The organism is Sagittula sp., from assembly GCF_052825245.1.
Genome location: NZ_JBRBWD010000007.1, coordinates 194076 through 206290, shown reverse-complemented (window position 1 = coordinate 206290; position 12215 = coordinate 194076). Strand labels below are relative to the sequence as shown.

Genomic DNA, 12215 nt, shown 5'->3' with positions numbered 1-12215 from the left:
TTTCCGTTCTTGATGGGTCGCGGTTCAGTTCAGGCCGGTCGGTGGACGACCGGCCGTTCGCCTCGTCCGATCAGCGGATCGGCGGTGCGTACATGAAGCCGCCGTTGTTCCACAGGTTGTTCACGCCGCGGTCCAGCTTCAGCGGGGTGTCGGGGCCGACGTTGCGCTCGTACATCTCGCCGTAGTTGCCGACCTGCTCGACGGCCTTCTTGATGAAGTCCGCTTCGAGGCCGAGCGACGCGCCGTAGTTGTTGTCGCCAACACCCAGGATGCGCTGCACGGACGGGTTCTCGGAGCTCATCATCTCTTCGACGTTCTCGGAGGTGATGCCGTACTCTTCGGCTTCGATCACGCCGAACAGCACCCACTTGGCGATCTTCATCCACTGCTCGTCACCGGCGCGGACGGACGGCCCGAGCGGCTCCTTCGAGATGGTTTCCGGCAGCACGACGTGCGCTTCCGGATCCGCCAGCTTCAGACGCTCTGCGGCCACACCCGAACGGTCGGTGGTGAAGACGTCGCAACGGCCCGCGCCGTAGGCCGCGATCACCTCGTCCGAGTTCTCCAGCGCGACCAGTTCGAAGGTCATGTCGTGCTGCTGGAAGTAGTCGGTGATGTTCAGCTCGGTGGTGGTGCCGGTGTTGGTGCAGATGGTCGCGCCATCCAGTTCCAGCGCCGACTTGATGCCCAGACCGGCCGGAACCATCATGCCCTGACCGTCGTAGTAGTTCACGCCGACGAAGGTGATGCCGAGGTCGGTGTCACGGGTGATGGTCCAGGTGGTGTTGCGCGACAGCACGTCGATCTCGCCGGAGGACAGCGCGGTGAAGCGGTCCTTCGCGGAGAGCGAGACATACTCGACGGCATTCGCATCGCCCAGAACCGCAGCGGCCAGCGCCTTGCAGTAGTCGACGTCGATGCCGGTCCATTCGCCCGCGTCGTTGGTGGCAGAGAAGCCCGGAAGGCCTTGGCTCACGCCGCATTTCAGAGAGCCTGCTGCCTTCACGTCGTCGAGCGTGGCAGCGCCGGCGGCACCGGCGGCCATGGCTGTTGCGACAGCGACGGTCATCAGTTTGGTTTTCATGTGGTCCTCGCTTGTTGGATTGTCGATGCATGCCCCGTTAGCCGGGGATCGGTCTTTGAAGGTTTTCCTTTGCCCCGGTTTCCGGTCACCGAACGGCCACGTGCAGCACAGCCAAGGACGGCTTGCGACACGGCCCGCTCACGGCGGCTTGGAAGCGGAGTTTCGATCTGCATCATCAAAATCGGTAAACCATTTGACTGCCGGGTGTAAATTGCAACTTGTTTCATCGCGGGGACCGCAACTGGTGGAACCCGTCTGCGGATTTCAAGTATCTCCTGCAGTATGTTGATTTTACTATTAAAATTACGCGGCACCGCGAATAGCCATCCAATCGGACTTGTTCACGAGCATGAGAATATGATCATTTTTTCATCACGGAGGCGCATTTACAGGATTTAACAGTGTACTATTAAGCCCTATTCCGGTCGCAATTGCGCGCGCGGCAACCTTGAGTTGAATCCGGATTCGACCGCGGAAAATGCTAACGGTAACAGGGCTGTCTCAGGCCGCAGATCCGAGAACGGAAACCAGTTGCGGTACAGTCAGTTGGACCGGGTTCCCCTTCATGGAGGAAGATTGCAGCGACTCCTCGGCCACCGCCTCCGCATCGAAGGCGCCAAGGCCCGGGATATCCGTTCCCGACATCAATTCGCGCAACAGGTCCGCAGCGGTTTCGCCCGGCCGCCGCATGCCACGCGCCACCATCTCGTCGACCTCGTCGAAGCGCCCGGTGTCGAGACCCGCAGCCAGGCAGGCCTCCCGGTTGACCTTCAGCACAGGGGGCAGGAGCCGCGCGCATATCGCCCCGTGCGGCGCCTTCGTGCGTCCGCCCAACACCCCGGCCAGCCCGTGCACCGCGCCCAATCCAGCGTTCGCGAGGGCTATGCCGCTCAGATGAGCGGCGACAAGCATCGTCTGCCGGGCGTCCGGGTCTTCTCCCTTCGAAAGGCGGGACATGGCGCCTGCCGCCAACGGGATGGCCGCACGGCACAGGACATCGGTTTCGGGCGTGGCCCTGATGGACACGAACGCTTCGATCAGTTGCGTCAGCGCGTCCATGCCGGTGCTCAGCGTCACCGGCCAGGGCGCCCTCTCCGTCAGATCGGCGTCGAGCACCGCCAGCCCCGGCACCATGCGCGGATCGCGCAGGCTGACCTTGCGGCGGTGGTCCGGCACGTCGATCACCGCGTTCTTCGTGGCCTCTGCGCCGGTGCCCGCCGTGGTGGGGACCGCGATCAGCGGCAAGGGAGGCTCAGCCAGCGGTTGCCCGGCACCGACCACTTCGAGATGGTCGAGAACCCCGCCCGGCGCGGGCACCAGTGCCGCCAAGGCCTTGCCCAGGTCGATGACCGAACCGCCGCCGATCGCCACCACGATCCCCGCCCCCGACTCGCGCAACTCGGAGACCAGTGCCTCGACCCGAGGCAGAGAGGGCTCGCCCGTTGCGATCACCGGAAACACCGGCCGGCCCGCCGCCATCAGTTCCGCGAGCAGCACGTCGACCCAGGGGACCGACTGCCCGCGCACAACGATGATGGCGCCCCGCAGCGGCGTGACGGCCTCGAGTACCGCACTGCGGCTGCCGCGGCCCGAGACGGTTCTGGCCGGGACGATCAAGCTCAAGACGCGAAGCCGATGGTGGCCTCCACCGCCCTCTTCCACGCGGCATAGCTGGCGCTGCGCCGATCCTCCGCCATGTCGGGTTCGAAGCGTTTCTCGGCGCTCCAGCCCGCCGCGAAACTCTCCATGTCGGGCAGGATGCCGACCGCGGTGCCGGCGAGCCACGCCGCGCCGGTGGCCGTCGTCTCCAGCACCGGGGGCCGCTCCACCGGTGCGCCGATGATGTCCGACAGGAACTGCATCGCGTAGTCCGAGGCGCTCATGCCGCCGTCGATGCGCAGCGCGGTGTCGTCGCCGCCCGACGACCAGTCGGCTTTCATCGCCTCCAGCAGGTCGCGGGTCTGGAAGCCCACCGACTGCAGCGCGGCGCGGGCGAACTCCTCCGGTCCCGAGTTGCGCGTCAGGCCGAACACGGCGCCCCGGCACTCGGCGTTCCAGTAGGGCGCGCCAAGCCCGGTGAAGGCGGGCACGAGGATGACCTCCTGCGCATCGTCGGCGCGTTCGGCCAGCGGTTGCGTCTCGGCGGCGTTGCGCACGATCTTCAGCCCGTCGCGCAGCCATTGCACCACGGCCCCGGCGATGAAGATCGACCCTTCGAGCGCATATGTCGGCTTGCCGTCCAGCTGGTAGGCGATGGTCGTCAGAAGGCGGTTGTTCGACCGGACGGGTTCGTCCCCGGTGTTCAGCAGGGCAAAGCAGCCAGTGCCGTAGGTCGACTTCAGCATCCCCGGCTTGAAACACGCCTGCCCGATGGTCGCCGCCTGCTGATCGCCCGCGATGCCGCGGATCGGGATCGGCTGACCGAACAGGTCCGCGCGGGTCTCGCCGAAATCGGCGGCGCAGTCGCGCACCTCGGGCAGCATCGACATGGGGATGCCCAGCTTGTCGCAGATCGTCTTCGACCAGCGGCCCTTGCGGATGTCATATAGCATCGTCCGTGCGGCATTGGTCGCGTCGGTCAGATGCTCCGCCCCGCCGGTCAGGTGCCAGACCAGCCAGGTATCGACCGTGCCGAAAACAAGTTCGCCCGCCTCTGCCCGTTCGCGCGCGCCTTCGACGTTGTCGAGCAGCCAGGCCAGTTTCGTGCCTGAGAAATAGGGGTCGAGCAGAAGCCCGGTGCGGTCGGTAACAGTGTCCTCGAAACCCTCCGCCTTCAGTCCCTTGCAGAACTCGGACGTGCGGCGGTCCTGCCAGACGATGGCGTTGTGAATGGGTTTTCCGGTCTTGCGGTCCCAGACGAGTGTCGTTTCGCGCTGGTTGGTGATACCGATGGCGGCAATGTCCCCGGCGCGCACGCCTGCCTTTTCCATCACGCCGCGACAGGTCGCTGCCGTCGTCGTCCAGAGGTCGGAACAGTCGTGCTCCACCCAGCCGGACGCGGGATAGTGCTGGTCGAATTCCTCCTGTGACGTCGCCACGATCTTCAGATCGGTGTCGAAGAGGATCGAGCGGGTGGACGTGGTGCCTTGGTCGATGGCCAGGATGAGGGTCATGGAACCTCGCTGTTTGTTGGGGCGGGGGGCCGCAGCCGGACCCGTCATTTCCGCCAGAAGACAGGCCTTGGCCCCGGAAATCAAGGGATGCAGGCCGGAACCTGTCACACAGGCCGTGTGGCGCCGGAGGCCGGGAACGCGTCTCGTCCTGCCCCGGCGGTCCAATCGCCCGGTGGCCTTTGGCGGACCCGGCATCTTGCAATCGCGCCAAGCGGGGTGCAGCCTGCGACCAACCTGATCCCGGCCCATGATCCTGCCCGCCACCGGCGGCGGATGCCATTTTGCGCCCTGCCAAGAAAGTTCGTCCCATGATCGCCCCCAGCGCGCTGCGCGACATCATCCGCTCCGGTCTCCTGTCCTTCCCCGTCACGCCGTTCGACGCGGACGACGCTTTCAACCCCAAAGCCTTTGCCGCGCATCTCGAGTGGCTGGCGCCGCATCCGATCGCCGGGCTGATCGTTGCCGGCGGCACCGGAGAGATGTTCTCCCTCACCCCGTCCGAGATCGTGGAGGTCGTCCGCACCGCCCGCGCGGCACAGCCAAACGATCCCATCATCGCGGGTTGCGGCTATGGCACACGGATGGCCTGCGACCTCGCCCGAGAAATCGAGGCGGCGGGCGGCGACGGGATCCTCTTGCTGCCGCACTACCTGATCGGTGCGCCGCAGGACGGGATCGAGGCGCACATCCGCGCCGTCTGCAAGGCGACGCGCATGGGAGTGATCGTCTACAATCGCGGTCAGTCGGTGGTGTCGGCAGAGACGCTGGCGCGGCTGGCCGAGGACTGCCCCAACCTGATCGGCTTCAAGGACGGGACCGGCGACATAGACACGGTCAAGCGCATCACCGTCGGACTGGGCGACCGGCTGGCCTACATCGGCGGCATGCCCACGCATGAGCTCTTTGCACAGGCCTATCGCGGCGCGGGCGTGGACACCTATTCCTCTGCCGTCTTCAATTTCGTCCCCGAGACCGCATTGAAGTTTCACAACGCGTTCCTGGCGGGCGACGATGCCACCTGCGAGGCGATGCTGCGCGACTTCTACTATCCGTTCGCCAGGGTCCGCGACCGCAAGACCGGCTATGCCGTATCTGCCATCAAGGCGGGCGTCGCCCTGCGCGGGTTCGAAACGGGGCCTGTCCGGTCTCCGCTCACCGACCTGACGGGCGAAGAGCGCGAGATGCTGCGCGCCGTCATCGGCGACCGGACCTGAGCGGCGATGCGGTGGCCCCGAACCTCACAGCTTCATGTACATGTAGGTCGTCGGGTGCAGCGCGCCGCCATCGGGATCGAAGGCGAAGTCGGGGATAACCCCGGCCACCTCGAACCCGACCGAGGCATAAAGCGGCTCTGCCCGGTCGCCGGTCCGCGTGTCGAGCGTCACAAGCGTCTTCTTCCGCGCCCGGGCTTCCTCCAGTGCCGCCAGCATGAGCCTGCGCCCGATGCCCTGACGGCGGCTGCCGGGATGCACGATCATCTTCGCGATCTCGGCCCGGTGCGGCTGGTTCGGGGGCATGGCGACCAACAATTGCACGGTCCCCACCACCTCGCCGTCCTTCAGCGCGCCGAACAGGACGCGCCCCCCGGCGGCCACGTCCGGGAAGACCGAGGTCTCGAACCAGCGCGCGCCTTCCTGTGCCGTGAAGGGCTGCATGAAGCTGATGGCCGCCCCGTCGGTCACGCTGTCGGCCAGCACCCGCCCCAGCCCGGAGGCGTACCGATGCATTTCCGTTATCTTGGCGATCTCCAGTGTCACGGTCGTCTGTCCTATCTGATGCAGAGGATGTACCGGGCGCCGTCTTCCCCGGCTTCGAAAAGCGTCGCACCGTAGAGCGCGTAGCGCAGGCAGTCCCGGGGGCGCAGGTCATGCGCCTCCCCCCCGACCGTCAGCCTCAGCCGCCCTTCGAGCAGGACGAGGTGATGCTCCTGCCCCGCCACGGACGGGCTGTCATAGGAAATCCGCGCGGACGGCTTCAACGTGCCTTCGATCACCTCGAAACTCAGCGCCCCGGTGCGCGGAGAAACGACGCGGCGCGTGAAGCCTGCCTCCGCGTCCGTCCAGACCGTCTGCATCTCTCCCTTGACCAGCGGCACGAAGACATCGTCGAGCGGCGCGATCAGCCGGGATATCGGAACCGAAAAGGCGGTGGCCAGCTTGCCCAGCGTCTCGGCGGTCGGGCTGGCCTCGGCGTTTTCGATCCGCGACAGCGTGGCCCGGCTGACGCCCGACCGCGCTTCGAGATCGTTCAGGGTCATCCCGCGGTCCACCCGCATGGACTTCAGGTGCGAGGCGAGACTGACCGAGTCGGATTGAAGCGCGATTCCCATATTCGGGACAATTCCCAAATCTGACAAATGCGTCAATCGGGAAGTTGCACCGTTTCACCAAACTCTGCGTTCGCGCAGCAAGCGGCGGCGCGGAACGTGGTCCCGGCAGTTCGGCATATGCGGGAAAAAGACACAGGCAAATGGACCCGCGGCGTATCCTGACCTGCGCCGACGGGACAATTCCTGCCTAAAGATCGTGCAGGAGCGTGGATATTGCGGCCAATCGGGCCGCTTGCCGAAAAACCTTGGCGCGGCGGGTTCAGTTCTCGCCTCAGACGGGTAGTCTGAACGCACGGCAGGAAGGCCCGCGCGGGACACTGATCCCGCACATGAGAGGCCTCTCATGCAGCGGTGACACGCGCGGCACGCCTTTCGGCACCCGGCCCGCGCAATGCAGCGAAGACGCGAACGCGCGCCTGCGGAACCGCATCACAGCGAAGAGGCCGTTCAAGGCCGACGATGGAACGAGGCGGTCCGGCAGGGCCGGCGAGAGGGCGTTCGCGCGCCCCAACGAGAGGCGAAACCGCACCATGGAGACACTGGCCCATTCACCGTCCGAAATGGAGACCGCCGAGACGACACCGGCAGAGACGGCCTCCGAGGCCGACGCACGGCACGTCCTGCATCCCTGGGCCGATCTGAGCGGGTTGGGCGAACAGACCTCACTGGTGATCAGCCAGGCCAAGGGCGTGCGCGTCCGCGACAGTTCAGGCAAGACCTACCTCGACGCGATCGGCGGCATGTGGTGCATGACGCTGGGCTATGGGCGCGAGGAACTGGCGGAGGCAATGGCCGACCAGGCCCGCCGCATGGCCTATTACACCCCCTTCGGCGATCTTTCGAGCGAACCCGCCGCGCGGCTGGCCGAACGGCTCTCGCAGCTTGCGCCCGGCGACCTGAACCGCGTGCATTTCACCACCTGCGGCTCGACGGCAGTGGAGTCGGCGATCCGCATCGCTCATTACCACTTCGCTGCACAGGGACGGCCCGAAAAGCGGCATGTCCTGTCGCGCATCAACGCCTACCACGGCGGCACCTACCTGACGCAGTCGCTCTCCGGCAAGGACGCCGACCGCACCCATTTCCAGTACGAGACCGACTTCGTCCACCACCTGTCGAGCCCGGGACACGACCTGGACCGGTCCAACCTGTCCGGGGCGGAGAAGCTGCAGCAACTTCTGGACGAGATGGAGGCAATGATCGCCCGCATCGGCGCCGACAACATCGCCTGTTTCATCGCGGAGCCGATCCTCGCCTCGGGCGGCGTGCTGACCCCGCCCGAGGGCTACCAGAAGGCGACCTTCGATCTCTGCCGGAAGCACGACATCCTCTATATCTCGGACGAGGTGGTGACCGGCTTCGGACGTCTGGGGCACTTCTTTGCGTCCGAGGCCCGCTTCGGCATCCAGCCCGACATGATCATCACCGCGAAGGGCCTGACCTCCGGCTACCAGCCGCTTGGTGCCGTGCTGATCTCCGACCGGATTTCCGACGCGCTGGCCGAGGCCGCGCCGAAGGACAAGCCGGTCTTTTCCAACGGGTTCACCTATTCCGGTCACCCGGTGGCCTGCGCCGTGGCACTCGCCAACATCGAGATCATGGAGCAGGAGGACATCTGCGGCCACGTGCGCGACGTCGGCCCCTACTTCATCCAGCGACTGCGCGAACTGCGCGACAATCCCATCGTCTACACGGTGCGCGGCGATCACCTGATGGCCTGCGTCGAATGCTGGACCGGAGAGGAGGCCGGACCCAACGCCGCCAACATCGCGCTTGCCCAGAAGGTCGACGCCTATTGTCAGAAGGCCGGGCTGTTGGTGCGCCCCTACGAGAACCTCTGCATCCTGGCGCCGCCGCTGATCATCGACCGGCCCGATATCGACCGCATCATCGCGACACTGTCGGACGCCCTTGCACAGGCGAAGGCCGACCTCGCTGCAGGCGACATCTGAGACTACCACCCCTCATTTCCATCGCGGCCAGTGCCGCACAACGTATCAGGGACACCACATGACACAACAACCGACCAGCTTCATCGATTGCCGTGGCCTCTCCGCTCCGCTGACCGTTCTCCGCATCAAGCAGGCCGTTGTCGGCCGCAGCGACTGCGGGCTGCCGCTGGACGTGCTTGTCGATGGCGATTTCACCGACAGCGACCGCGTGACCGCCTGCCTGACCGGCGAAAGCACCGACATCCGCCTGCTCTACTCCTCGCCCGACCTGCGCGAATTCGCCCTCGTGGCCGCGGTCTTCGCGAAAGGACCCGAGCAGAGCGCGACGCATGTCTGAAACCACCGTTGCGACACCCGCGACCGGGGCAACCACGAAGACGGCGGCGCCCCCTGCCCCGTGGTGGCAGCGCGAAGACCTGGCCTACCGTCACGGGCGCCTGCACCTCGGGACCGCAGACCTTGACGCGCTGGCCCGCAAGACCGGCACGCCCGCCTACGTGATCCGGGCGCCGCGGGTGATCGACAAGCTGCGCAGCCTGCACCGGGCGATGGACGCGGCCCTTGCGCCCGCCGGTCTGGGCCACCGCTTCTACTACGCGATCAAAGCCAACCGCACCCCGCAGTATCTGTCCTACCTCGCGGCGCAGGACCTGTGCGGGGCCGACATCTGCTCGCCGGAAGAGCTGCTGCATGCCTTGTCCTGCGGCTTTCGTGAAGAGGACATCTCCTTCACCGGAACGTCGCTCGGCACGGAGGACATCGCCTTCCTGTCCCGCTTCGACGCGATCAACGTGAACTTCGACAGCCTGTCGGCCCTGCGGAAGTACGCGCGCGCCTGCCCGGGACGAAAGGTCGGCCTGCGCATCAACCCGGATCGCGGCATCGGCTACGGCGGCAGCGACATGCTGCAATACAGCGGGATCGAGGCGACGAAGTTCGGCATCTACCTCGACCGCCTGCCCGAGGCCATCGCCATCGCAGAGGAGCACGGCCTGCAGATCACCCGCCTGCATTTCCACGCGGGCTGCGGCTATCTCGACCGGGAGATGGAGCAGTTCGCCGCGGTGCTCGACGCCAGCCGCGCCTTCATCGACCGACTGCCCGGCCTGACCGAGGTGAACATCGGCGGCGGCCTCGGCGTGCCGCATCGCTCGGGCGACGCCCCGCTGGACCTGAACCGCTGGGCCGCGACCATCGCTGAGGCGTATGGCGGCTACGACTTCACCGTGGCTGTGGAGCCGGGCGATTTCCTGATCAAGGACGCGGGCGTCCTGTTGACCCGCGTGACCTATCGCGAACGCCGCAAGGAGGTCGAGTTCCTCGGCCTCGACGCCGGGTTCAACCTCGCCATGGAGCCGGCCTTCTACGGCCTGCCGTGCGAGCCGGTGCCCGCCGCGCCGCGCAGCGCGCCCGAAGGACGGTTCACCGTGGTCGGCAACGTCAACGAGGCCCTGGACAAATGGGCCGTCGACCATGCGATGCCCGCCCCCGAAGAGGACGACGTGATCGTGCTGCTGAACGCCGGGGGATACGCCGCCTCCATGCGGTCGGACCACTGCCTGCGCGGCGCGGCCCGCACGGTTCTCTTGCTCGAATGATCCGGCGCGGCGCCGTCCCGGCCCCGTGCACCACGACGAAGCTACGGAAAAGCCCATGACCGACACAGACTTGTCCGGCGCCCGTCAGGTGTCGGAAACGGACACCGGCGTCACACCGCATTCACCGGAGTACGCCTTCGACCCGTCCGACCCGTGGACGCAGACCTTTCAGATCGCGCTGGAGCGTGCCGGGCTCGAGGACAGGACCGTCTACGAGGTGGGCATGGGCACCGGCGTCAACGCGGCCTTCCTGTTGCGGATGTGCGGTGCCAAGCGCGTCGCGGGCAGCGACCTCGACCCGCGCATGGCGGCGCTGGCCGAACGCAACGTCGGCAGCCTTGCCCCGCAGGAGGCCCATCGGTTCCATCCCATCGAGGGCGCCGTCAGCCTGATCGACGCCCCCGCCGCCCTGAGCGAGGTGCAGAAGGCGGATGTGGTCATCGGGTGTCTGCCGCAGGTGGCCGATCCCGGCGACCCGCGCTTCGGCGCCTTCCGCAAGGCCAGCAAGACCGACCTGCCCGACGGCGCCGACGTGCAGGAGGACGACCACATCGCCCACTACTATCCGTGGAGCGCCTTCGAGGATTTCCCTTTCAATGCCGTGGGTCTTGGTCTGAACGAGGCGCTGCTTCGCCGTCTGCGGTCCTGCGCCCCCTCTGCCGACGTGATCCTGAACTTCGGCGCACGGATCGGCGTGCCGGTTCTTTTCGACCTCTTCGCGGCCAACGGCTATCGTCCCGAAAAACTGCACGCCCAGATCGTCAGGCAGCACGCCGGGACGGACATCTCCTTCTTTGTCGCGCTCGAAAGGTCGCTTGGCGGCACCGGGTTCGACAAGGACTTTGCCTGCGCCTTCTACACCGACGCCGGGGGCAAGTCGCATATCTCCGCGACCGAAGCCCAGGCGCTGATCGAGGCGGACCCGGACGCGGCGATATATCACGAAGTCTGCACGATCCGGGGCCGGCCCGTCTGATCGGCGCGCATAGCCGGGAGGGTCCGTGGCCGTGCGTCCGGCGCACTCCGCCGCGTCATTCCTGCCTCGGCCGCGGAAACACCCGCCCGTCGAACAGGAGCCGCGCCGTCCTCACGGAGCCGCCCCGGAACCCGTCCTCGACCGAGCCTTGCAGCAGGACCTCCGTCACGCCGGACGGATGGCCGATGCGGAACCTGCCATCCGGTGCAGGGCGCGCAATGGCCTGAGCCGGTGTGCCTGCGATCATGCAGGCCGTTGCCACGGTCTGGGCCGCGAACACCCCGATGCTTGCATGACAGCGGTGCGGAATGAAGGACCGCGTGTCTATGGTGGCCCCCGCAGCCGAGGGCGACACCAGCGTCATCTTCGGCACGCTCTTCGATGCCACGTCACCGAGGTTCATCATGGGGCCAGCCTTCAGCCGGATCGCCTCAAGCCGCGCCTTGAGGCCTTGGTTTTCGTCCAGTTCCGCGCGTGTTTCGGCCCCCGTGATCCCCAGTGCCTCTGCCTGCAGGATCACACAGGGCATCCCGTTGTCGATCAGCGTGCAGGCCACACCGTCTATGTGGTCGACGGCGCGGCCCGTGGGCAGCAGGCGCCCGCACATCGACCCGGCCACATCCCCGAACATCAGCCGGACCGGGGCGTGCCTGCCCGGCACGCCGTCGATCTGCGCCTCTCCGGCGTAGCTGACCCGCCCTCCCGGCGTCGAGACGAATGCGGTCGCCGTCTCGCCGGTGTTGACCATGCGGATGCGGACCGGTGTCTCATCTCCCGCCACGGCAACCAGTTCGCGTTCGATGGCAGCCGGTCCGACACCCGCAAGGATGTTCCCGCAGCCCTGCGCGTCGCTGACCACCGCCCGGTCCACGAAGACCTGCAGGAACAGGTAGTCGACATCGGCATCCGCGCGCGATGACGGCGACAGGACCGCGACCTTGGAGGTCAGCGGATCGCCCCCGCCGATGCCGTCGATCTGGGCCGGGTCCGGCGACCCCATGATCCGCAGCAACAGGTCGTCCCTCTCAGCCGCCCCGTGCGGCAGGTCCTTCGCCATGAAGTACGCCCCCTTCGACGTCCCGCCCCGCATCCACAGGCAGGGAATGCCGCGGCTTTCGTCCATCCTCATGCCGGCCCCGTTGGCCCGGATCGCGATGCTCTGG

At 66.7% G+C, this 12215-nt stretch carries 11 protein-coding genes; 5 read left to right on the top strand and 6 right to left on the bottom strand.

From position 1 onward, the window contains the following. Nucleotides 1–70: 70 nt before the first annotated feature. The 3 genes from ACU0DV_RS02075 to glpK form a co-directional block, all read right to left on the bottom strand. Entirely contained in the window at nucleotides 71–1084 is a 1014-nt protein-coding gene (locus ACU0DV_RS02075) for an amino acid ABC transporter substrate-binding protein (protein ID WP_100927306.1), read from the bottom strand. Nucleotides 1085–1585: 501 nt separating this feature from the next. Further along, nucleotides 1586–2707 carry an iron-containing alcohol dehydrogenase gene (locus ACU0DV_RS02070; RefSeq protein ID WP_446242003.1) on the bottom strand — a complete coding sequence of 374 codons (1122 nt, stop codon included), beginning with the start codon at nucleotides 2705–2707 and terminating at the stop codon, nucleotides 1586–1588. Then, nucleotides 2704–4197 (bottom strand): glycerol kinase GlpK, encoded by a 1494-nt coding sequence (glpK, locus tag ACU0DV_RS02065; RefSeq protein ID WP_446242004.1) that lies wholly within the window; start codon nucleotides 4195–4197, stop codon nucleotides 2704–2706. Before glpK ends, ACU0DV_RS02070 begins: the two co-directional genes overlap by 4 nt. 311 nt (nucleotides 4198–4508) lie before the next feature. Between glpK and ACU0DV_RS02060 the strand changes: the two genes are divergently transcribed. Then, nucleotides 4509–5411: a 5-dehydro-4-deoxyglucarate dehydratase gene (locus ACU0DV_RS02060; RefSeq protein ID WP_446242140.1), complete on the top strand. Its 903-nt coding sequence runs from the start codon at nucleotides 4509–4511 to the stop codon at nucleotides 5409–5411. Between the two features lie 24 nt (nucleotides 5412–5435). Here ACU0DV_RS02060 and ACU0DV_RS02055 read toward each other — a convergent pair whose 3' ends face one another. Both ACU0DV_RS02055 and ACU0DV_RS02050 read right to left on the bottom strand, forming a co-directional pair. Next, nucleotides 5436–5954: an N-acetyltransferase family protein gene (locus ACU0DV_RS02055; RefSeq protein WP_446242005.1), complete on the bottom strand. Its 519-nt coding sequence runs from the start codon at nucleotides 5952–5954 to the stop codon at nucleotides 5436–5438. A gap of 11 nt (nucleotides 5955–5965) precedes the next feature. Next, nucleotides 5966–6526, bottom strand: a complete 561-nt coding sequence (locus ACU0DV_RS02050) for a helix-turn-helix domain-containing protein (RefSeq protein WP_283982787.1) — start codon at nucleotides 6524–6526, stop codon at nucleotides 5966–5968. 530 nt (nucleotides 6527–7056) lie between these two features. On the opposite strand from ACU0DV_RS02050, the gene ACU0DV_RS02045 reads away from it, so the two are divergent. The 4 genes from ACU0DV_RS02045 to ACU0DV_RS02030 are packed head-to-tail and all read left to right on the top strand — an operon-like array spanning nucleotide 7057 to nucleotide 11052. After that, on the top strand, nucleotides 7057–8478 hold the full coding sequence (locus ACU0DV_RS02045) for an aminotransferase (protein WP_446273468.1): 1422 nt from the start codon (nucleotides 7057–7059) through the stop codon (nucleotides 8476–8478). Between the two features lie 58 nt (nucleotides 8479–8536). Continuing rightward, a complete protein-coding gene (locus tag ACU0DV_RS02040) occupies nucleotides 8537–8815 on the top strand; it encodes a hypothetical protein (protein ID WP_446242007.1) in 279 nt (92 codons plus the stop codon). After that, entirely contained in the window at nucleotides 8808–10076 is a 1269-nt protein-coding gene (locus ACU0DV_RS02035) for a hypothetical protein (RefSeq protein ID WP_446242008.1), read from the top strand. Before ACU0DV_RS02040 ends, ACU0DV_RS02035 begins: the two co-directional genes overlap by 8 nt. 55 nt (nucleotides 10077–10131) lie before the next feature. Further along, on the top strand, nucleotides 10132–11052 hold the full coding sequence (locus ACU0DV_RS02030; RefSeq protein ID WP_446242009.1) for a hypothetical protein: 921 nt from the start codon (nucleotides 10132–10134) through the stop codon (nucleotides 11050–11052). A gap of 55 nt (nucleotides 11053–11107) precedes the next feature. Here ACU0DV_RS02030 and ACU0DV_RS02025 read toward each other — a convergent pair whose 3' ends face one another. Continuing rightward, on the bottom strand, nucleotides 11108–12181 hold the full coding sequence (locus ACU0DV_RS02025) for a 4-oxalomesaconate tautomerase (RefSeq protein ID WP_446242010.1): 1074 nt from the start codon (nucleotides 12179–12181) through the stop codon (nucleotides 11108–11110). Between the last annotated feature and the right edge of the window lie 34 nt (nucleotides 12182–12215).

What these genes read in the sequence shown, in the direction of transcription:
- glpK (WP_446242004.1), bottom strand. Translation starts at nt 4,197, where the DNA reads ATGACCCTCATCCTGGCCATCGACCAAGGCACCACGTCCACCCGCTCG.
- ACU0DV_RS02040 (WP_446242007.1), top strand. Translation starts at nt 8,537, where the DNA reads ATGACACAACAACCGACCAGCTTCATCGATTGCCGTGGCCTCTCCGCT.
- ACU0DV_RS02075 (WP_100927306.1), bottom strand. Translation starts at nt 1,084, where the DNA reads ATGAAAACCAAACTGATGACCGTCGCTGTCGCAACAGCCATGGCCGCC.
- ACU0DV_RS02035 (WP_446242008.1), top strand. Translation starts at nt 8,808, where the DNA reads ATGTCTGAAACCACCGTTGCGACACCCGCGACCGGGGCAACCACGAAG.
- ACU0DV_RS02050 (WP_283982787.1), bottom strand. Translation starts at nt 6,526, where the DNA reads ATGGGAATCGCGCTTCAATCCGACTCGGTCAGTCTCGCCTCGCACCTG.
- ACU0DV_RS02045 (WP_446273468.1), top strand. Translation starts at nt 7,057, where the DNA reads ATGGAGACACTGGCCCATTCACCGTCCGAAATGGAGACCGCCGAGACG.
- ACU0DV_RS02030 (WP_446242009.1), top strand. Translation starts at nt 10,132, where the DNA reads ATGACCGACACAGACTTGTCCGGCGCCCGTCAGGTGTCGGAAACGGAC.
- ACU0DV_RS02025 (WP_446242010.1), bottom strand. Translation starts at nt 12,181, where the DNA reads ATGAGGATGGACGAAAGCCGCGGCATTCCCTGCCTGTGGATGCGGGGC.